The organism is Paenibacillus sp. MY03 (genome assembly GCF_002165585.1).
Taxonomy (GTDB): Bacteria; Bacillota; Bacilli; order Paenibacillales; family Paenibacillaceae; genus Pristimantibacillus; species Pristimantibacillus agaridevorans.
Map to the genome: position 1 here is coordinate 119,367 of NZ_MXQD01000009.1, position 19,805 is coordinate 139,171.

The following is a 19,805-nucleotide window of genomic DNA, read 5'->3' on the forward strand; positions in this document are numbered from 1 at the left end:
GAAGGTCGTGTACAGCTAATGAAACGTATTTATATTGTGCCTCATACCCATTGGGATCGGGAATGGTATTTGTCCTATCAACATTTTCGCATCCGTCTAACCCGGCTGATCAAGGGGCTCCTGGAGATCCTCGACAATGATCCTGACTACGTCAGCTATCATCTCGACGGGCAGGCCAGCGTACTGGACGATTACTTGGAAATTCATCCGGAAGATCGGGAGCGGCTGAGCACCTTAATTGCCGAGGGGCGGATCAAGGTTGGACCTTGGTATGTGCAGCCGGACGAATCGCTTGTGAGCGGAGAATCGTTAATTCGCAACTTCTCCCTGGGAATCCGCAAGACGGAGGAGATGGGCGGCAGTCTCAAGTTTGGCTACTTGCCGGATATGTTCGGGCACATCTCGCAATTGCCCCAACTACTGAGGGGATTCGGCATGTCGCAAGCGGTCGTCTGGAGAGGCCTTGGCGACGTTGCTGCCCGCAGCCAATCCGAACTGCTGTGGGAAGGGGCCGATGGCAGCGAGCTGTTTACTTACAGGTTATCCAATCAGATGGGCTACTCGGAATTGTTCCGCCTTTATTCCGATCCGGATAAAGCAGCTGAACAAATACGTGGTGCAGCAGAGCGCCATCTTATTCCTGCATCGGGCATTGACACGCTGCTATTAATGGTCGGCGTCGACCATATGGAGCCGCAGCGCGATCTATCCCGCATAATCCGCGAAGCAGCTCCGCTGCTGCCGGAATATGAGCTGGTGTTCGGCACGATCGATGGATTTCTAAACGAAGCAGAGGAGAAAACGTACGGGAAGGATCTGTTCAAAGCGCATGGAGAGCTTCGCGATACGAACCGTGTCACTAGCGGCGGGTTTAACTTTCTTTTGGCAAACGTGCTTTCCTCGCGAATGTACCTGAAGCAGGCCAATGCACAGGCCCAATATTTGCTGGAACGATGGGCGGAGCCGTTCTCAACCATAGCTTGCGGTTTGGCGGGTAATCGCTACCCGGATCGCTTGCTTGAGCAGAGCTGGATCTATCTGTTGCAAAACCACCCGCATGACTCCATTTGCGGCTGCAGTCGTGACGAGGTTCACCGGCAGATGATGACGCGTTTCGAATGGTCGACGGAGATTGCCGGACAATTGAAGGACGAGGCCCTCTATTCATTACTGGCGCAAGTCGACACATCGGTGCTTCCGAATAACCGGATCATCTTTCATGCCATTAATCCGTTGGAGCATACGCGGCGCAATACGGTCATGGCGGAGTTGTACCTGCCTGCCGATGCCCCTGCCTTCCGGACGATCGATATTTACGACTCCGAAGGGAAACGGCTTCCGAGCCAGGTGATGGATGTGCGGCCTGAATTCCGCTGCGTTCACCATCACGAGACTGCCGTGCGCGATATGGCGATGCTGCATAACGCTGCTCCTCCCGAGGAGCGAGGCATATTGCCAGGGCTGGAATATTCGCTGAAGGCGACAGTTGCATTCGTTCCGCAGACGCTGCCCGCACTAGGTTATGCCACCTTTACAGCAGTTCCGAACCGGAAGCGGGTACCGGAACGAGGGGTTATCGCGAAAGGGAATTCGCTTGAAAACGAGTGGCTGAAAGCAGACGTGCATTTCGACGGCAGTGTGACGCTTTATGACAAGAAGAACGGCCATTGTTATCAAGGGCTGCTCGTATTCGAAGACGGCGGCGATGGAGGGGACGGTTATACGTACTCCGCCCCGCTAATCGATGAGGTGTTCACGACGAGAGGGATTCAAGCTTCCGTCACGGTCGCGGCCGATGGCGAGGCACTCGGCGTACTGCGCATCGAGCGAAGCTGGGAGCTGCCTGCGGGTCTGGCGTCCGATCGCAAACGCAGGGCTTTGGAGAGACGGATCTGCCGACTCGTCACTGAGGTCAGCCTGGGAGCGGAGGACGAATGGCTGGGCGTAAAGGTCATTTTCGACAATCAGGCTGCCGATCATCGGCTGCGGGTGGCGCTTCCTACAGGACTGAAAGCCGATACGTCTTGGTCTTCTGCCGCCTTCGATCTTGTAGAAAGGTCTGTACAGGTCGTTCAGCCAGATGAGGCCGCGTGGATTGAGGATGCTGTAGGCGTCTTCCACAATCATGGTTTTGCCGGTATGACCGATGCCGGCGGCGAGCGGGGGTTTGCCGTTGCGCCTCTTGGCTTACCGGAATGCGAAGCGACCGCGGACGGAACCTTGTATTTGACGCTGCTGCGTGCGGTCGGCTATCTTGGTTCGCCGGATCCGCTGACAATCGTGAGCGGCGCAGGGCCGAATTTCCCGACGCCGGACGGACAATGCCAGGGAACGCATACGTTCCGCTTCGCGCTAGTGCCGCATCAAGGCCGTCCGCTGGAAGGAGAAGTATGGCGAAGAGCGCATGAGCATCATTTGGCGGTCCAAACGGTTCAAATGCGGCATTCGGCGAAGGTTGCCGATCAGAACGGGGGGGATGGAACGGGAGCGTTGCCCCTGACGCAATCGTTTCTCCAGCTGGGCGGGGAGCGGCATTCGTTCGTCCTGTCCGCGCTGAAAAAAGCGGATTCGCGCGACAGCATCCTGATCCGCCTTTTTAATGCATCCGACGTTACAGGACGGACGATGCTCCGCTGGTGGCAGCGTATCGGCGAAGCGTATGCCGTAGATTTGGCGGAAAACCGACTCGCTCCGTTAGTTGTCACGGATGAACAGGAAATCGCTATTGAAGCGGACGGCAAAAAAATCGTCACGATCGAGATCGTGCCTGTATGAACGGCCGCTTGAACCTGAGCGGTGACGATTGGCAGCTGACCGGCTGGTACCGTAATCAGTGGCGGTTTACGGTATCGATGGAGCTAGGGGAGACGTTTCCTCCTCCGGTCGGGCCGATTGCCGCGACAGTGCCCGGGGCCGTGCAATCCGATTTGCTCAAAGCCGGATTGTTGGACGATCCCAACAGGGGATTGCGCAGCTTGAGCGGCGAGTGGGTGAATAACCGGGAATGGTGCTACGAAAAGAAGTTCGATATTCCGGACGGCTGGCCGTTGGACCGGTGCGAGCTTGTGTTCGAAGGGCTTGATTACGCCGGGGAGATCTCTCTCAATGGCGTGAAACTTGGCGAATTCGAGGGTTTCTTTTGGCCTCATGCCTTTGATGTTTCACCTTATATTCGTACAGTATCCGAGGGCTCGAACCACCTGCGTGTCATGTTCAGGCAATCGCCGGAGATCGACGGCCAGTACGGATACACCCACCTTGTCACCACCCTGAAGCCGCGATTCAATTATGTCTGGGACTGGTGCCCGCGCATCGTGCCGGTTGGCATCTGGCAAGACGTCTGCCTGTATACGTACCGGGCTACGAAGCTGACTGATTTTTGGCCCCATGCGACTCTAAACGATGATCTGCATACGGGGCAGGTTCGTTTTGCCGCCTCCGTGGAGACGCTCGCAGCAGGGCCATACAGGGCCGAATATCGGCTTAAGGACGAGGATGACGCCGTCCAGTACGAATGGTCAGAGACACTTATGCTTAAAGGCGGGGTTAACTCCTTCGAGCATATGGCGGAAGTGGGCGAAGTACAGTCATGGTGGCCGAACGGTTATGGCAAACCTTCCCTCTACACGGCTGAAATCAAGCTGCTGAGCGAACAGGGGGAGGAGCTCCAGGCCGTGGTTAAAACGATCGGCTTTCGCAAGCTGGAATGGGTTGCGAATGAGAACGCGCCTGTCGGCGCTTTGCCCTATACGCTCGTAGTCAATGGCAAGCGCATATTCATTAAGGGCGTCAATTGGGTGCCGATTAAGCCTCTCTACGGTTCCGTGACGGAGCAGGACTACCAGCAATATGTCGGCCGATTTTGCGATATGAACGTTAACCTGCTGCGTGTATGGGGCGGCGCTATCATTGAGCAAGAAGCCTTTTTTCAGGTATGCGACGGCCTGGGTTTGCTTGTATGGCAGGAATTTCCCCAATCGTCGAGCGGCATCAGCAACCTGCCGCCTGATGATCCGGCTGTGCTAGCGACATTGGAGCGGGCAGCCGCCCAAGCAATCCGGGAGAGGCGCTCGCATCCCTCGCTGGCGGTGTGGTGCGGAGGCAATGAGCTCATGTGGGAAGGGGGTGTGCCTGTTGATGAGCGACATCTCAATATCGCCATGTTGAAGCGATTGGTTGCGGAGCTCGATCCGGGACGGCGGTTTTTGCCTGCAAGCGCATCGGGTCCGACTTTCGTGGCCGATGCCAGCCGATTTGGCCAGGGACTCCATCATGATGTCCATGGTCCGTGGCAGTATTTGGGCGATCGCGAGCATTATGCTTTCTTTAATAGCGACGATGCCTTGTTTCGCTCGGAAACAGGGACGCCGGGCACGTCTCGGGCGGCAACGATACGCAAGTGGGCGGATGGGCTGCCTGTATGGCCGCCTACCCGGGACAATCCGTACTGGGTTCATCGCGGAGCCTGGTGGATCCAGTGGGAGCAATTGGGCGCGTTGTTCGGATTGTGGGCTGCGGATGCGGATGAGCTGGATTTGTATTGCCGGGTCAGCAGGTATATGCAGGCAGAGTCGCTGCGGTACGCCGTGGAAGCAACTCGCCGGCGGGAACCGGAAGCTTCCGGGTTTATCGTCTGGATGGGCAACGAACCATTTCCGAACAATGCGAATACATCCGTCATCGAATATGACGGCATGCCGAAACCGGCTTACTACGTGTTGAAGAAAGCCTACGCGGGCCTGCATCTCTCCGCGCGCTACAGCCAATTGGCGTACAAAGAGGGCGATACTTTCGCATGCGGCATCTTTATCCACAATGAACATTCCGAGATTGAGGGGCTAGAGGCCACAGTGAATGTATCGCTGTATGGAGCGGACGGGAATCTGCTAAAGCGGTGCGTTTACGACTGTTCTTTGGGCGTTGGAGCGCAGCTGGCGGGGGATTTTTCCTGGATAGTGGAACGCCCGGCGCATGGTGTATTTGTACTGCGGCTGGAGGCTGTCGCCGGGGAATGGACTGTAGAGCGTAACGAGTACGCTTTCGCTGTGGAGAGTTCTGCCCCCCTGGAGCCGCTGCTGCAGCTTCCGCGGGCGCAAATTGTCATAGAAAGGGAGCCGGTAGTACTTCATACAGCTTTTATTCTGGTTAATGTTTCACCTGTATGCGCCATTGGGCTGATGGTGATGGAACGTGATCCCGGGCAGTTTGTATGTTTCGACCGCAATATGGTTGTGCTGTTGCCAGGAGAGCGGTTGCAGATGAATTGGGCTCAACGGAACCTTAAGGAAGGCAGCGAATTCATTCCTATTATAGAAGGGCTGAATGTCGAGGCCGATTGTAACGAGTGGCAGCATAATTTAAAGGAGGAATCGTAGATGATGAATCAATTTAAATTTCGTATGCGAATACTGGTTGCTATTTTGGCGACGGTTGTACTAGGGGGAAGTACCATAACTGCACCTGACCTAGCCGTAGCGGCAAGCGTGACGGATTACAATGTAAAAGCCGCCCCTTATAACGCGGCCGGTGACGGCATAGCGGATGATACAGCCGCGATTCAGAGCGCGATCAATGATGCGCAAAGCGCAGGCGGAGGCGTCGTGTTTTTTCCAAAAGGGAGTTATAAATTAAGCTCGACACTCCACATAACCGAACATAACGTACAACTGGAAGGAACGGGAAAGGGGTCGTCCCTCTTCCTCAACAAGGGAACGGATGCTGTCATTCATATCGGAACAGGGAGCGGTCAGACGACACACAACAAGGTAAAAAATTTGGCGATTGATCGTTCCGTAGCCCCGAATGCCGATATCGTCCATTCACCTTCATACGGCATTCGTGTGGAGGGAGCAAGATTCACGACGTTGGATGGCGTTACGGTCTACAATGCCGCATATGGCATTTCCGTCGGTGTAAAAGGCAACGCACAATTGAATACACAGTTCGTAACCATCCTTAACAGCAATGTAATGACGACTGGAAGCATGCAGCCGACATCGGTTTTTCCAGGCGCTAATATCGTGTTCTGGTCCGGTGCCGATTATAAATTGTCGAAAACATTTTTGGAGCCGACGAATATAGGCGTGCTGATGGAAGGCAACTCAAATGGCATTAATATCGATACGACGACCGTTATTAACGGCGCTCCTTTTAATTATGGCATCATGAGCGTCGGCAACGGATTTGCCCGTTATATCGTCAACAGTATTCTCGAGAACGCCCATCATCAGCAAATCTACATTGGTGGAGAATCGGAGCGCGTCACCGTGGCGAATTCCTGGATCGGTGCCGGCGACGAGGAAGGCACGACTACGCGACTGGGCATCCTGATCGAGTCAGGCGCCAAAAAGGTCACGATTGCAGACAATCGTATTGGCGACCAGCAGCTGCAAGGCATTTTCTCCAAAGGGGATAATGTGACGATTACAGGAAACCTGCTGGAACGCAATGTAGTACGTAACCGGCTCAATCCCAACAATTGTTTATCCTGCGACAGCATGCAGATCGAAGGCGGGAAACATGTGATTGTAAACGGCAATCGCGTATTCAGCGACTTTGACCGGAACGGCATCGGGCTATTTGACGATGGAGCTCGCAAATTAAACTATTACATCGTAACAGGCAACGACACTTCCGAATCGGGAAGCGGCATTCATGACGCGGCGACCGGTACAAGCAAAGTGGTTGCCAATAATTTATAACCGGATTCAGAGGCCGGCTAATAGATACGCAAATGAGCCACACTGAGCGGTAGAAAATCTAAACGAATGATTGAGAATATGACACTAAACTCAGGGAAGCCTTGTCCCATAAGGCTTCCTTAAGTTCTCTCCCGAACATCCCCTTCGTCGGCAGCCGCACTCTTTCCGGTTGCTAGCGTGAACTAACGGACACAATCGACGCTATAGCGAGCGACTGGACGTTTTGGGTTTTTGAATCACCTTTACGTGAACACCGATCCTCCCTGTTTAACCGTATTTCGTATTTGTTGAATGAGGCTGTTTCTATCCATTTGGACCTCGTCCAACCAAGCTGCGGCTTCTGCGGTTTCAGGCTCAAGTTTCGCTCCCCAAGCCGATAACTCCAACAACACCGGTATTAAATCCAATCCGGCCTCTGTGAGTTCGTATAAATCTTTTCTTTTGTCGCCGAGATGGGGGTTTTTAGTGATCAAACCCATTGCCTCAAGTCGAGACAGGCGATTCGTCAAAATGTTTCTGGCAATCCCCTCATCGGAAGCAATAAACTCTCCGAATGTTTTTTTTCCTGCAAATATGATGTCTCTGATAATTAAAAGCGACCATGAATCACCTAGGATATCAAGTGAAAAAGAGATGGGACAGTTCGATCTTCTGCGAGGATTATTTTGCATATTGCCTCCTTGACTTTATCATTACGATTTATTATATTGATTTTAGTTTCAAATTGCAACTGAAAAAGGAGGGTTATGAAATGAAGTTCTTGTATGTATATCGAAGCGGTGAAGTTCCGGACGAGAATGCAGCTCAGAATATTCATGAGTTGTGGAGTTGGCTGGAGAATTTGAAGGAAACGGGTTATGAAAAGGTTCGTTTTGCCGGCACTGGCCGTAAAGTTGTTTCTCAGCATATGGTCGAAGAATACACCGGCGATATATTCGGTGTGTCTGTAATTGAAGCAGAATCTTTGGAGGAGGCTGCCAGGTTAACCTCCGATTGGCCTGAATTGCAATATGGCGGCAGGATCGAAATCATTGGAGCACTGGAAAATTAAGGTGGCGGATAGCGCAATGACCGTATCCAACATCAGAGCCATCCTCATTTAAAGAAAAAAAATGGTAGTCTGCGGAGGGGGGAATCCCTTCTCGCAGACTATCTTTCATTTATGACAAGCGGAGTAGATGGAGGTTGGCCGCCGAGCGAGGACAACATGAGATGCTATCTGAACTGGCTATTTGTCAGAGGAGCCAATAGGATTAGCCGTTCGCGAACAGTGCGAATAGGAAATATGTCCGCACCTTAATTATGTTTGTCAATAGACAAAGGATTGAAATGATGGCCTTAGAAATATGTTAGGGCATTGATTAATGTCAATATACGCTTTCCTATCGATTTGCTACGCTAATAGCGAATTGAATCCATGGCAGGGGAGCGGTTGATTTGTTTAAAGGAAGCTAAGCAATGATGACGGTGCTGTCGATATCTTGGATTTGGTCATCCTGGCCAGATTGATATTCAACTGGTAGTTCCGATGAGGACGATATCATAATGGAATCAAGGGGGAGACAAGCAAGCGTCTCCTCTACTTATTAATGAAGGAGCGGATCGACATGATCAATAGAGCTATAGCCGGTATTTTAACCTTCGTACTGCTTCTATCCTATTTCGCGCCAGCCGCTTCAGCGGAAAGCGGCCCCGTTTTTACTTTAACCGCATCGGAAGACCGAGCTGTAGCAGGTCGGAACATCAGGGTGATCGTGACGGGCGAGCATCTGCAGGATATGTATGGTTTTGAAATTCAGCTAACCTATGATAAGAGCAGGCTGGAATATAAGGGAGCCAAGAGTGCCGTTTCCGGCTTCTCCGTCCCTGTTCATGAAGAAGAGGGCCGACTTCTATTTGCCCACACCAAGGTCGGGCGTACGAATGGCGAAAGCGGCAAGGTTGAGATGGCCGAAATCACCTTCAGAATGATTGCTGCAGGCAAGACGTCCGTCGAGCTCAAAAAAGTTAAGCTTGTAAGCAGCGATATTATGGCTCAAGAGCCAAAGGCCGATGTGCGGATCGACTTTGACATTACAAGGCAACTACAGGCATTTACGGATATTTCGGGGCATTGGGCTGAGGGAAACATTGACAAAGCAGCTTCGATAGGCATTGTGGACGGCTACCCCGATGGAACGTTTCGACCTCAGCAATTCGTTACTCGCGCAGAGTTTACAGCCATGTTAATTCGCGCCTTATCGCTGCCTCAAGCTACAGATATTGCCCTTGAATTTACCGATTCCCCTCACATTCCTTCATGGGCCGTGTCAGCCGTTAGTCAAGCCATCTCGGCGGGAATCGTAACAGGTTACGAGGACCATACTTTCCGCGCTTCTAAACACATTAACCGCGCGGAGATGGCCGTAATGGCTACGAGGACCTTAGGCGTCCCTATTGATTCCGGTAAGACGACAAGCTTCGCGGATGATAGTGAAATTCCGTCATGGGCGAGTCCGTTCATCGCGCATGCGGTAGAAGTAGGCATTATGCAAGGGAGGGGCAATAATCGGTTTGTTCCGAAAGCTAACGCTACCCGGGCCGAGGCGGTGACTCTGATTTTGACGTTGCAGAGCAGCGTGAACGCGTAATTTTAACCGACGAATATTATTCCATTCGCTACAATGATGGCGTTACGTCCGGAAATGAGGCAGCTATGTTTCGAATGAAGGAGGTGAATCTATTCGGCAAATTACTAGGGGTTATGGTAAGCGCTTACGCGTCCGTGATTGCGATAAAGCGCGACTCTTCTTGTATGTGGTATTCCGAAATCCCGAAATTCCAAAACGGGCGGCACTAAAACGAGATTTTAGTGGTTGCCTTACGAAAAGGAGCTAAACTTATGATGAAAGTTGAAAAACGCTTAATTAACGTCTCCCGCATCCTCGCAGTCATCATGCTGATTTCCACATTCGCGTTTGTCTCCGCCCCGGCCGCTGCGGCCGAAGGCGAGTTGTCGCTTGAACTGAACGACCTCATTGCGCAAGCCGAAGCCTTAAAAGCAGGCAACGAGGAATTCCCGCTCCAGGTTAGCCGTACTGACGAAGGCTCCGATGTAAACCAAGCTTTCCCTTGGGTGTACGCCAACGAGCTCGAGGATCTTGATAAAGCGCTCGAGTTCGCGCGCCATGAGCCCACTCCCGCCGACGAAGCCATTGCCAGCCTTGAAGAGGCAATAGCGATTTTCACCGGAAGGATCAAGGCGGACGGTTCGGATCCCTACTTCCGTCTTGATCCGGGTCCTGGTAAAATGCCTGTATTAATTACCGAACCCACCGGTGCCTGGGCCACGAGAACTCCGCTGGACAACCGCGTCCCTGCCGACTTTGCCGGCAGCACCTTCAAAATGATTCCTTATCCTTTTGCGGATTCCGCAGGCAAAGCCGATGTGCTCCAGATCAATTACGTCCATAACGGAACAAGCACGTTCGGCGGAATAACTCTTGCATCTCCGTTGTCTCCGGCTGTCAATGTCCCTGCAGGAGCGACGATTGAGTTTGATGTGTACTATCCCAAGAGCGCGCAGGGCAAATTCATGCGGTGGAGAACCAGAAATGCCAACTCCGATCTTGATAGCTACCTCAGGGAATACCAGTACAATAACCTTAACCCCGACTGGGTTGGCAGCTACAACGGCGAATCCTGGTTAATGGCCCACCACAGCATTAACGCCTCGACAGGCAATTCGTCGAATTTCATTCTTGAGCTCCATGGCGAGAACGGCCGTCCCGCAGAAACCGGCATGCTGCTTGTCGCCAATATCCAAATAACCGCGCCCGATCCAGACGGCATTGCGCTTCCCAATGTAGTCAACAAGGAAAACCAGAGTGCCGTAGCGCCTCTTAAGAGTGTATACAACAAGGAGAACGACCTGTTCATGGTCGGCTCGATCGGAACCGGATCCGTAACCGGAACCAGGGCCCGGCACTATGAAATCTTTGTCGACGGCAACAATCTTAAGGCCGAACCAACGCATCCTCGCGGTCCCAATTGGCTAAAAAGCGTGACCGGCGCGCCACTGAACGGCGCAACCACCACTCCTGGCACAGCTGAGTACAACTTCCCGACCGGCTCTTATCAAGCGATCAGGGATTCGGGAACTCCCGGGCAGTACAAGTCTCACGGCCATGTGTTGGCATGGTACAACCAGGCACCCGCATGGATGAGACAGATCATTCCCGCGAATCTTGAATCCGGGTATAAAGGCACAGCCAGTTTCTACGGATTGGGCAACGGCGTTACGTCCACGGTTCCGGTAGACAAAGAAAGTGCCAGAAGAGTGCAGTTTAATCACACCATGTATGTGATGCGCCACTTCCTGACCACGGATACGAAGTATGGCTCAAGCGAATCCCGCGGAGTCATCCCCTTCAATTCATGGGATGTACTCAACGAAGAGGTTCACGAAAGCCGCCATAGCGAGAACATCCCGACGGATCCGAACAGTTGGAGAACAAGCCTCAAACACACCAACTGGCTGGTTGCCTTGTCGGATGACCAAATTGAAGGCGACATCAGAGAGCATTACATTTACCTGCTCTTCAAGTACGCGCACATCGCGGCACCGAACGCTCAGATGGCGGCGGCTTACAAAGCCAACTACGCCAACCTTCCCGAATACATGAAGCTCGATGGACACGACGCCGAAGGCAGCATTGACGCCTATATCACGGACAGTCCTCCGAAGCTGACCTATAACGATTACGACGTTTCCGTCCGCACCAAAGCGAGGACCGCGTACAACATGATCCGCGAATTGAACACTGCATGGCTTACCGATCCGCTGTATGACGGAAGACCCCTTATTGAGGACATGGGGATCCAGGGACACGATTCGGTTAAGAACACCCTTGCAAGCGATAACCAATATGCCATGGCCCTCTATGCATCTCTCGTTGACCAGGGCCTGCTTGCCGGTATTACTTTCTCGGAATTCGACCTTAAGTTGCCGACAAACGCTCCCGGAGGCGGCGCGATCGCTCCAGCGGCGCTCAATGTCAGACAGTCTGACGCCCTTGGTTATCAGTATGCGCTGATGTATAAACTGTTCACCAAGTTCGCTCCGTACATCGATCACATTATTAGTTGGGGCGTAACCGGTTCCGGATGGCAGGGAAGTTATGTGCTGTTCGACGGTCAGAGCAATGCCAATGCCGGATACTATGGCGCCATGAATCCGAACCGCTTCATGCTGGGGCATTCCTACCTGGATGATTTCTTTGCAGGCGAATACGAGAAAATCCAGGACGACTATGCCATTGACCTTGGCGATCTCGGCATCTATTCCGTCGGCGGCTCTAAAGCGCCTGCAACATTAACCGGCGCCGATCATGTACCGGCCGGCGGTTCCTTCGACCTTGTCTACGGTTTGAGCCATGTGCAGGGCAACGTACTGGCTCAAGACGTCACGATTACTTACGATGCCGAAAAGCTGGAACTGACCGCACCGCCAGTCTCGACAGACGAAGCGAAATTCGTCGTCGCCGATTACAAGACAGAACCTGCCGGAACACTCCGCATTCTGGGCGTTCATCTTGGCGCCGGTCAAACCAATCCGAATGCGGATCTGATCCAATTGTCTTTCCGGGCCAAAGAACATGCGCCAGCCGGCTTGACGAACGTCGAGGTCGCCCGATTGGTGACGGCAGACGGCGCAGGCGCGGAAACGGATCGTGACGGCACGATACACACCGTTCGAATCGACGTCATCGACAAAGCGGCGCTGAACGCGCTGATTGCCGAGGCGCAAAGCGCGCATGATCAAGCCGTGGAAGGCAAGCTGATCGGACAATATCCGGCAGGCTCCAAGGCAACGCTGCAGGCTGCCATCGACGCAGCGGAGACTGTAGCGGATAACTCGAACGCCACTCAAGATCAGATCGATGAAGCTGCCGCTCTGTTGAACGCCGCATTACTGCACTTCCAGTCTTCCGTGATCGTGAAGATCCCGAGCGACCACAATGAAGACGGCAAGATCAGCGTTGGCGACTTGGCGATTATGGCTAAGGCTTATGGCATGACCTATGAAGATGCAGGATGGGATCAGGTGCAAGCCTTGGACTTGAACGACGATAAACGAATCGACATTCTCGATCTGACTATGTTGGCTCGCATGATTCTAGAATGGTAATGCGCTAACCGTTATACAAGTACTGATTTAGGGAATAGGAGAGAGGCAGATTGCTGCCTCTCTCCTTTTTTTTCTGATTATATTGAAAGGAATCGTGAGATTCCCTTATAGGTTTGGACTGTCCTTGCTCTTATACTTGGAAGATAGAGACATCCAAGTTAGGAGGATAATATGAGCCGCAACGAGAACATATCCATAGGCCCCAGCCATCATGCCATGAACAAGATTCGCAAGAAAACATCCTTCAGAAGGTGGGAGTCTCCGCTGGCGGGATATTTATTTATTTCGCCATGGTTGCTCGGATTTTTGGGGCTGACGTTATACCCCATGATGCTTTCGCTCTATTATTCGTTTACGGATTATACATTAATGCAAGGCATGAACTGGGTTGGACTCGGCAATTACAAACGGATATTGCTGGAGGACGATAAATTTGTTCAGTCTTTGGCCGTAACGTTCAAATTCGTCATCGTTTCTGTCCCTGTTCGTTTGTTGGCGGCATTGCTTGTCGCTCTGGCGTTAAACCAAGCGGTTAAAGGGTTATCCGCTTACCGCGTTGCTATTTACTTTCCTTCCTTGATCGGGGGGAGTATCGCCGTATCGATGTTATGGGGGAATATATTCGGAATAGACGGATTCGTCAATCGAATTCTCCAGCTATTTGGATTTAAAGGGAGGGGATGGATTAGCGATCCCGATACGGCGTTATGGACGCTAGTGTTGCTGACGGCGTGGCAGCTTGGCTCGGCCATGGTCATCTTTTTGGCTGGCCTGAAGCAAATCCCGAGGGATCTATACGAAGCTTCGTCGGCGGACGGCGCCAGCCGGTTGAAGCAGACCTGGTGCATTACATTGCCCATGCTAACGCCGACCCTGTACTTTAACCTGATCATGGCGATAATCGGAGCTTTCCAGATGTTTACGGCTGCCTATGTCATTACAAGAGGAGGGCCTATGAATGCTACAATGGTATACGCCGTTTATCTCTATGAACGCGCTTTCAACCGTTATCAAATGGGATATGCCTCATCGCTTGCCTGGATGATGTTGATGATGATTGCCGTTGTAGCGGGCATCATCGCCCTGACCTCCAAGTATTGGGTGTTCTACGAAACGGAATCCGGAGGAGGGAGGCCATGAGGCGGCAAACATCCGAAGCGATTCGCCATATTATGCTTGTTTTGTTTAGTTTCGTCATGCTATACCCCATTGCGTGGTGGATCGGCGCATCGTTAGAATCGACAGCGGAAATAAGCTCCCTTAACGCATTTCCGTCGGTTCCCGTTTGGAGCAATTTCCGCGAGGGCTGGACGGCGATCCCCGGATATTCTTTCACCCGCTTTTACCTGAATACGTTTTTGCTTGAGATCGCCGTTCTTGCAGCTGCTATATTTTCCTGCACCTTGGTCGCGTTCGGCTTCGCAAGACTTGATTTTCCTTTGAGAAAATTTTGGTTCGCGATACTTATGCTGACCTTCATGTTGCCGGCGCAAGTGCTGATCGTCCCGCAATACGCGATGTTTTATCAGTTTGGCTGGATTAATACGTATTGGCCGTTTATCGTTCCGCAAATGTTGGCTGGAGGGACAGGCGGTACCTTTTTTGTTTTTCTGCTCGTGCAATTTATAAGGGGAATCCCCAAGGAGCTTGACGAAGCGGCGAAGATCGATGGTTGTACCTTGTTCGGTTTATATTGGCGCATGGTGATCCCGCTGACGAAATCCGCGATCGCAACGGTGCTGATTTTTTGTTTTCTTTGGAATTGGGACGATTTTTTGGGTCATCTCTTGTATATTAATTCCGTTGACAAGTATACGGTAGCGCTCGCCCTAAAGATGCTCAATGATTCGGAGGGCCATCATCGATGGGGACAATTGCTTGCTATGTCACTTGTTTCGGTCGTTCCGGCAACTTTGGTGTTCGCCGTTGCGCAGAAGCAATTAGTTGAAGGAGTCGCCACAACAGGCATTAAGTAATAGGACCCCGGCCACGACGAGAACCGCTGCTTATTCGATATAATCAACAGGGTAGAGGAGTGCCTGCATGATAGGAAATCCATTTAAGAGGTACAGAATCGACCGATTATTTTTCGGCAGCTTTGCTTTGCTCGTAACCCTTGTCATTATAACGATTATATGGATAAGTTATAGTCTGACTTCAAGGGAGCTGGCGACTACCGCATCTACCAATCAACAAAAACTTCTTAATGAACTGAACAATGAAATTACATCGCGAATGGTCACCATCGAACAAATTTCATTGTCCAAATCCCGGGACGATTCGTTGCTTTCTTTATTGGCGGGCGACAATGATGAGGATGAATTCATCAGGTACCAACAGTTTAAGGAAGTTAAACAATCTCTGGCGAGCTTGACGAATTCGATGCCGCTAATCGAAGGAATCGATGTGTTTATGAATGATCCCGGCTACGGGGACTCGGTAAGCTACATTCAGTTTTTGGATTTGAAGGAGGCTTCGCATCAATATTGGGCGGAAAGCATTAAACGCAACGATTTTGCATGGAGCGACGAATATAAACGCGCTTCGTTTAAAGGAGAAATCTCCGTCATCAGTTTCGTACGCACCATCCTCTATAATAATAAAAGGATCGGGTATCTGGTTATCCATCTAAAGTCGGAACTGCTTGGTCATGTATTAATAGGCCACTCCACAGGAGAAGTGAGCAGGATCATGCTGGATATGTCGGGGCAACCGATACTCCAAATCGGCAATGTCACGGATGCGAAAACATGGGCTGACCTTAAGGCCAAAATGGACGGTCCCTCGGGGGTATTCCGGATCGAGGCAGGCAACGGGACCCCGGCATCGCTGTTCGTATACGCTCGGAACATTAACTCCAAATGGACTTTGGTGGAAATAACCCCTTGGTCCGAAATTACCAAAGGAAGCGTGAAGCTGGCGAAGGTCATTGCCGTCATTGGGGCCTTATCCGTTCTATTAACGTTAATCATAACGATGCTGCTCAGCATGCAGTTCACGAAGCCGATCAAGAAGCTGGTCGGCGCGATGAATCGTTATTCCGTCGACGGCGAAAATTTGAAGCTGCCGGATGACTACAGGAATGAGTTCGGGTATCTTTTCTCGGGATATCGCAAGCAGAATGAACGTATCGAGCAGCTGGTACAGTCGCTTCGCGAGAGGCACGAGCTTCAAAAAAAGGCCGAAATGGAAGCTTTGCAGGCCAATATTAATCCGCATTTTTTATATAACACATTAGATCAGCTGAATTGGATAGCCATAACCAATCATCAGGAAGAGATTAGCCGCATTCTGGAGCTTATGGGACGAATGTTTCGGATAGGGTTGTCCAATGGCAATACGTTTATTACCGTTAAAGAGGAGATTGAGCATTTAAGTTGTTACCTGGAGATTCAGCAGATTCGCTACAAAGGCGCTTTGCAATTTTATATCGATAGTCCGGAATCCATCCAGTTGCTGTACATTCCAAAAATGATATTGCAGCCCTTCGTAGAAAATGCGGTCGTTCATGGCTTCCACAATCGCAGCAACGGAACGGTCCGGATTCGCATCAAGCAATCAGAAGGCAAGCTCGTTATCGAGATCGAGGATGACGGACAAGGTTATCAGCCCGCCAGGACCCCGAAACGTAAAACAGGCGGTTATGGCATTCGCAATGTGAGGGAACGTATTTTCGCTCATTTTGGCGGCGATTATGTTGTCGAGCTGAAGTCGCGCGAAGAAGGGGGAACCCATGTCGGCGTGACGCTCCCCGTTCTGTATACGATCCCGTAATCTTGAGCGGCAATCGGAAAATATCAAATCAAATTGTGCATCTTTCTTGTATAAATAGAAAATTGTGCTTGTTAAGATGGGGATAGATCAGGACCGCAGAAACAAAGGGGGGGCAAAATGGCAGCTCGGAAAAAAATAGCCGGGATTGCTGCGGCAATTGTATTGGTCATGACATTAACGGCTTGCGTATCCGGCAACGATGGCGCGAATCCGGCAAAATCCCAAATCGGAGAGAAAGTAAAGCTGCGCATGATGTGGTGGGGAGCTCAATCCAGGCATGAAGTGACGCTTAAGGCGTTGGAGGCTTATTCGAAAGCCAATCCGCATGTGACATTCGAACCGGAGTATTCGGGCATGGATGGATATTTGGACAAGCTGTCTACCCAAGCCGCCGCCCATAATGCTCCGGATATATTCCAGATTGACCCCAGCTGGGTAGCGGATTGGGCTTCCCGGAATCAGCTTGCCGACCTGACGGAAGCTATCGATCTTACAGATATTGATTCCAAGTTGACAAGCATCAGCTTGATCGATAACAAGTTGTACGGCGTTCCGTTAGGGTCGGTAGCCCATGGGATGATCTATAACAAGGCTGCCATGGAGAAGCTCGGCATCGCTCTTCCCTCCATGGGATGGACCTGGGACGATTTTTTTCAATTCGCGATAGAGGCGAAGGCTAAGCTGGCCGGCAACCAATACGTATCAAAGGATTACGCGGGAGATTATTTTGCCTACAGCGCCTATCAGTACGCGAACGGCAAAGGTCAACTGATGACGGACGATGGTAAATTTAATATAGATAAGGACCTGTTTTTGGAGTGGGCCAATCGATGGCAGCTGCTGCGCGAATCAGGGGCCGTACCGCCGGCTGACGTCAATGCGTCGGATAAGGAATTTGATCCTTCCGCGGATCTTCTGGTAAAGGGGGCCATTTTGCTCCGGCTTGCATTCAACGCCAGCTACGGTGGCTGGGACAGCATGAATCCAGGCGCCTATGCTTTGGTGACGATGCCCAGATCCGCAGAAGCGGGCGGCTGGTTGAAACCTTCCTTGTTCTTTGGCATATCGCCTTTCTCCGATAACGTCGAAGAGGCCAAGAAGTTTGTCAACTGGTTCATTAACAGCGAAGAGGCTGGCGAAATTCTCGGAACTACCCGGGGGGTTCCGGTCAACACCAAGGTGGCTACCGCGATAGAAGCCTCGTTCAGCGATGCGGATAGGGCGGGGATGGAATTGTATCACGCCACGCAACAGAACGGTCAACAATGGTCGCCTGGCCCCAGCGGCTGGACGAATTGGGTGGATAAGGACTGGGCGCTTGTACGAGACGAACTCAGCTTCGGCAAAAAGACGCCTGAGCAAGCTTACGAGGCCTTGCGGAAGACGGCCAAGGAGTACGAATAATCAAGAGATGAACGAAGGGGACGGAGCCATGTGGAAAATCGTGATCATCGACGATGACCGTAATGTTCTGCAAGGAATGAAGCAGGTCATTCCGTGGAACGATCTGGGAGCCGAATGGGCGGGCGAAGCGACCGATGGAGAAGAAGGGCTGCAACTGATCCGCAAGGTGAACCCCGATCTTGTCATTACGGATATTTATATGCCGGTCATGGGCGGCTTGGACATGATCGAATTATTGCGCAACGACGATTTCAACGGAAAAATCGTCATTTTAAGCGGATATTCGGACTTTGAGTATGCTCGTCAAGCGATGAGGCTGAGTGTCGCCGACTATTTGAGCAAGCCGGTTAGCGTATCTACCTTAAAATCCATCCTGCACAAAATCGTAACGCAGCTGCAGGAAGAACGAATGAAGGACAAGGAGCATGCGGAACAGTCCGAATGGCTGAGCAAATTCCAGCCCTTTATTGAGAAAGAATGGGTCAAATCGGTTATTTCGGGCACATTGGAGCCCTCGTATCGCAAAGACGAGAAATTACCGGAATCGTACAGCTTTTGGAGACAAATCAGTCATCTCGTCATCGGCATCGAAATTGTTCGGGATGCGCGCTTGAACGCCGTACCTATCGCGGATTTAAACCTGTTTCGGTTTGCTGTCGGCAATATTATCAATGAAATCGCGAATCCCATCTTCGACTCGTATTCGTATACCGAGCTGCACGGCACACGGTCGGGTATTGTCATTCATCTCCCCCGCTCTCCTTCACATGAAGACCTCCACATGAAGCTAAGACAACTCGGTACCGAAGCCATCGAAAGCGTAAGTCGATACTTGAATATTAATCTTAGAATCGGAATGGGCAGCCTTAAGGGCAGTTGGCTGCAAATTTCGGATTCGACGGAAGAAGCCTTCCGGTCCATCGAGCTTAGAGAATCCCCGTCCATGAAAGGATACGAGCTCTATCAATCGGGTAGAACCGAATGCTCTGGGGAAATTGGGCCCTTGACTCGTCCCGTGAAATTTTATCAGGAGCTTACAAGCGCGATAAAAGCTAATCAGGAGGGACTCGCTCTCCGCATTATAGCCGATCAATTCCAGCTTCTATCGTCCAGGGGCCGATATACGCCATCTGAAGTGCAGCTTCTCGCCGGCGAAATGTGGGGCATTCTTAATTATAGCTTATACGAGGCGGGAATCGTGTTGGACGAGAGATCTCCGCTGAAGCTTCCTCAACAAGAGATCGTGATGCTGACAAGAATCGATATGCTGGAGCAGTGGATCACGAAAACGGTAAGCGCGATATGCTCCAGCAGAGAGTGGAAGGGCAATGGTAAACATCGGCAGGCGGTGGACTTCATGCTGCAGTACATTCACGACAGCTATGCGGAAGACGTAACTCTCGCAGATCTAGCGGACAAAGTCAATATGTCCCGAAATTACTTATCCGATATCTTTAAAAACAGTGTAGGCGACACGTTTAATAATTATTTGACCCGCGTAAGAATGGAGAAGGCAAAGGAGCTGCTGCTGGAGAGAAAAATGCTGGTCTATGAAGTCGCGAGCCAGGTCGGGTATAAGAACGTGCCGTATTTCAGCACGCTATTCAAAAAATATATCGGCAATAATCCAACGGAATTAACGAAATAACGCAACGCAACGTTATAACGATTTATACCTTACGCGAGAATCGCTAAACTCCCGTGCTGAATAAGCGGCGGGAGACAGCGATTGAATGTAAGCGCTATCAATTTTATTT

General features: G+C 51.3%; 12 protein-coding genes. 11 read left to right on the forward strand and 1 reads right to left on the reverse strand.

The features are described from left to right. Nucleotides 1–18 precede the first annotated feature (18 nt). From B1748_RS11060 to B1748_RS11070, 3 genes are read left to right on the forward strand one after another with little or no spacing between them, the layout of a single operon-like run. Entirely contained in the window at nt 19–2,775 is a 2,757-nt protein-coding gene (locus tag B1748_RS11060; RefSeq protein WP_179215528.1) for an alpha-mannosidase, read from the forward strand. Beyond that, entirely contained in the window at nt 2,772–5,375 is a 2,604-nt protein-coding gene (locus B1748_RS11065) for a glycoside hydrolase family 2 protein (protein ID WP_087567961.1), read from the forward strand. The genes B1748_RS11060 and B1748_RS11065 overlap by 4 nt, the downstream gene beginning before the upstream one ends. Next, nucleotides 5,376–6,701, forward strand: coding sequence for a glycosyl hydrolase family 28-related protein (locus tag B1748_RS11070; protein ID WP_087567962.1), 1,326 nt, complete (start codon nt 5,376–5,378; stop codon nt 6,699–6,701). 242 nt (nt 6,702–6,943) lie between these two features. On the opposite strand, the gene B1748_RS11075 is transcribed toward B1748_RS11070, so the two are convergent. Next, nucleotides 6,944–7,372, reverse strand: coding sequence for a winged helix-turn-helix transcriptional regulator (locus tag B1748_RS11075; protein ID WP_087567963.1), 429 nt, complete (start codon nt 7,370–7,372; stop codon nt 6,944–6,946). 80 nt (nt 7,373–7,452) lie between these two features. Between B1748_RS11075 and B1748_RS11080 the strand changes: the two genes are divergently transcribed. The 8 genes from B1748_RS11080 to B1748_RS11115 all read left to right on the forward strand — a co-directional run bounded on the left by B1748_RS11080 (nt 7,453) and on the right by B1748_RS11115 (nt 19,696). Continuing rightward, nucleotides 7,453–7,752 carry a YciI family protein gene (locus B1748_RS11080; protein ID WP_087567964.1) on the forward strand — a complete coding sequence of 100 codons (300 nt, stop codon included), beginning with the start codon at nt 7,453–7,455 and terminating at the stop codon, nt 7,750–7,752. Between the two features lie 556 nt (nt 7,753–8,308). Beyond that, entirely contained in the window at nt 8,309–9,331 is a 1,023-nt protein-coding gene (locus B1748_RS11085; protein ID WP_087568085.1) for an S-layer homology domain-containing protein, read from the forward strand. Between the two features lie 251 nt (nt 9,332–9,582). Then, nucleotides 9,583–12,870 (forward strand): endo-1,4-beta-xylanase, encoded by a 3,288-nt coding sequence (locus B1748_RS11090; protein ID WP_087567965.1) that lies wholly within the window; start codon nt 9,583–9,585, stop codon nt 12,868–12,870. Nucleotides 12,871–13,041: 171 nt separating this feature from the next. Beyond that, nucleotides 13,042–14,010 carry a carbohydrate ABC transporter permease gene (locus B1748_RS11095; RefSeq protein ID WP_087567966.1) on the forward strand — a complete coding sequence of 323 codons (969 nt, stop codon included), beginning with the start codon at nt 13,042–13,044 and terminating at the stop codon, nt 14,008–14,010. Further along, entirely contained in the window at nt 14,007–14,846 is an 840-nt protein-coding gene (locus B1748_RS11100) for a carbohydrate ABC transporter permease (protein WP_087567967.1), read from the forward strand. The genes B1748_RS11095 and B1748_RS11100 overlap by 4 nt, the downstream gene beginning before the upstream one ends. A 67-nt stretch (nt 14,847–14,913) precedes the next feature. Beyond that, entirely contained in the window at nt 14,914–16,644 is a 1,731-nt protein-coding gene (locus B1748_RS11105; protein ID WP_256975621.1) for a sensor histidine kinase, read from the forward strand. Between the two features lie 117 nt (nt 16,645–16,761). Then, complete coding sequence (locus B1748_RS11110) at nt 16,762–18,048, forward strand: ABC transporter substrate-binding protein (protein ID WP_087567968.1); 1,287 nt, start codon at nt 16,762–16,764, stop codon at nt 18,046–18,048. A gap of 28 nt (nt 18,049–18,076) precedes the next feature. Next, a complete protein-coding gene (locus B1748_RS11115; RefSeq protein ID WP_087568087.1) occupies nt 18,077–19,696 on the forward strand; it encodes a response regulator transcription factor in 1,620 nt (539 codons plus the stop codon). Nucleotides 19,697–19,805: the final 109 nt, after the last annotated feature.

Excerpts from the sequence above, each read along its gene's own strand:
- B1748_RS11060 (WP_179215528.1), top strand. The coding sequence starts at position 19 with ATGAAACGTATTTATATTGTGCCTCATACCCATTGGGATCGGGAATGG.
- B1748_RS11065 (WP_087567961.1), top strand. The coding sequence starts at position 2,772 with ATGAACGGCCGCTTGAACCTGAGCGGTGACGATTGGCAGCTGACCGGC.
- B1748_RS11070 (WP_087567962.1), top strand. The coding sequence starts at position 5,376 with ATGATGAATCAATTTAAATTTCGTATGCGAATACTGGTTGCTATTTTG.
- B1748_RS11075 (WP_087567963.1), bottom strand. The coding sequence starts at position 7,372 with ATGCAAAATAATCCTCGCAGAAGATCGAACTGTCCCATCTCTTTTTCA.
- B1748_RS11080 (WP_087567964.1), top strand. The coding sequence starts at position 7,453 with ATGAAGTTCTTGTATGTATATCGAAGCGGTGAAGTTCCGGACGAGAAT.
- B1748_RS11085 (WP_087568085.1), top strand. The coding sequence starts at position 8,309 with ATGATCAATAGAGCTATAGCCGGTATTTTAACCTTCGTACTGCTTCTA.
- B1748_RS11090 (WP_087567965.1), top strand. The coding sequence starts at position 9,583 with ATGATGAAAGTTGAAAAACGCTTAATTAACGTCTCCCGCATCCTCGCA.
- B1748_RS11095 (WP_087567966.1), top strand. The coding sequence starts at position 13,042 with ATGAGCCGCAACGAGAACATATCCATAGGCCCCAGCCATCATGCCATG.
- B1748_RS11100 (WP_087567967.1), top strand. The coding sequence starts at position 14,007 with ATGAGGCGGCAAACATCCGAAGCGATTCGCCATATTATGCTTGTTTTG.
- B1748_RS11105 (WP_256975621.1), top strand. The coding sequence starts at position 14,914 with ATGATAGGAAATCCATTTAAGAGGTACAGAATCGACCGATTATTTTTC.
- B1748_RS11110 (WP_087567968.1), top strand. The coding sequence starts at position 16,762 with ATGGCAGCTCGGAAAAAAATAGCCGGGATTGCTGCGGCAATTGTATTG.
- B1748_RS11115 (WP_087568087.1), top strand. The coding sequence starts at position 18,077 with ATGTGGAAAATCGTGATCATCGACGATGACCGTAATGTTCTGCAAGGA.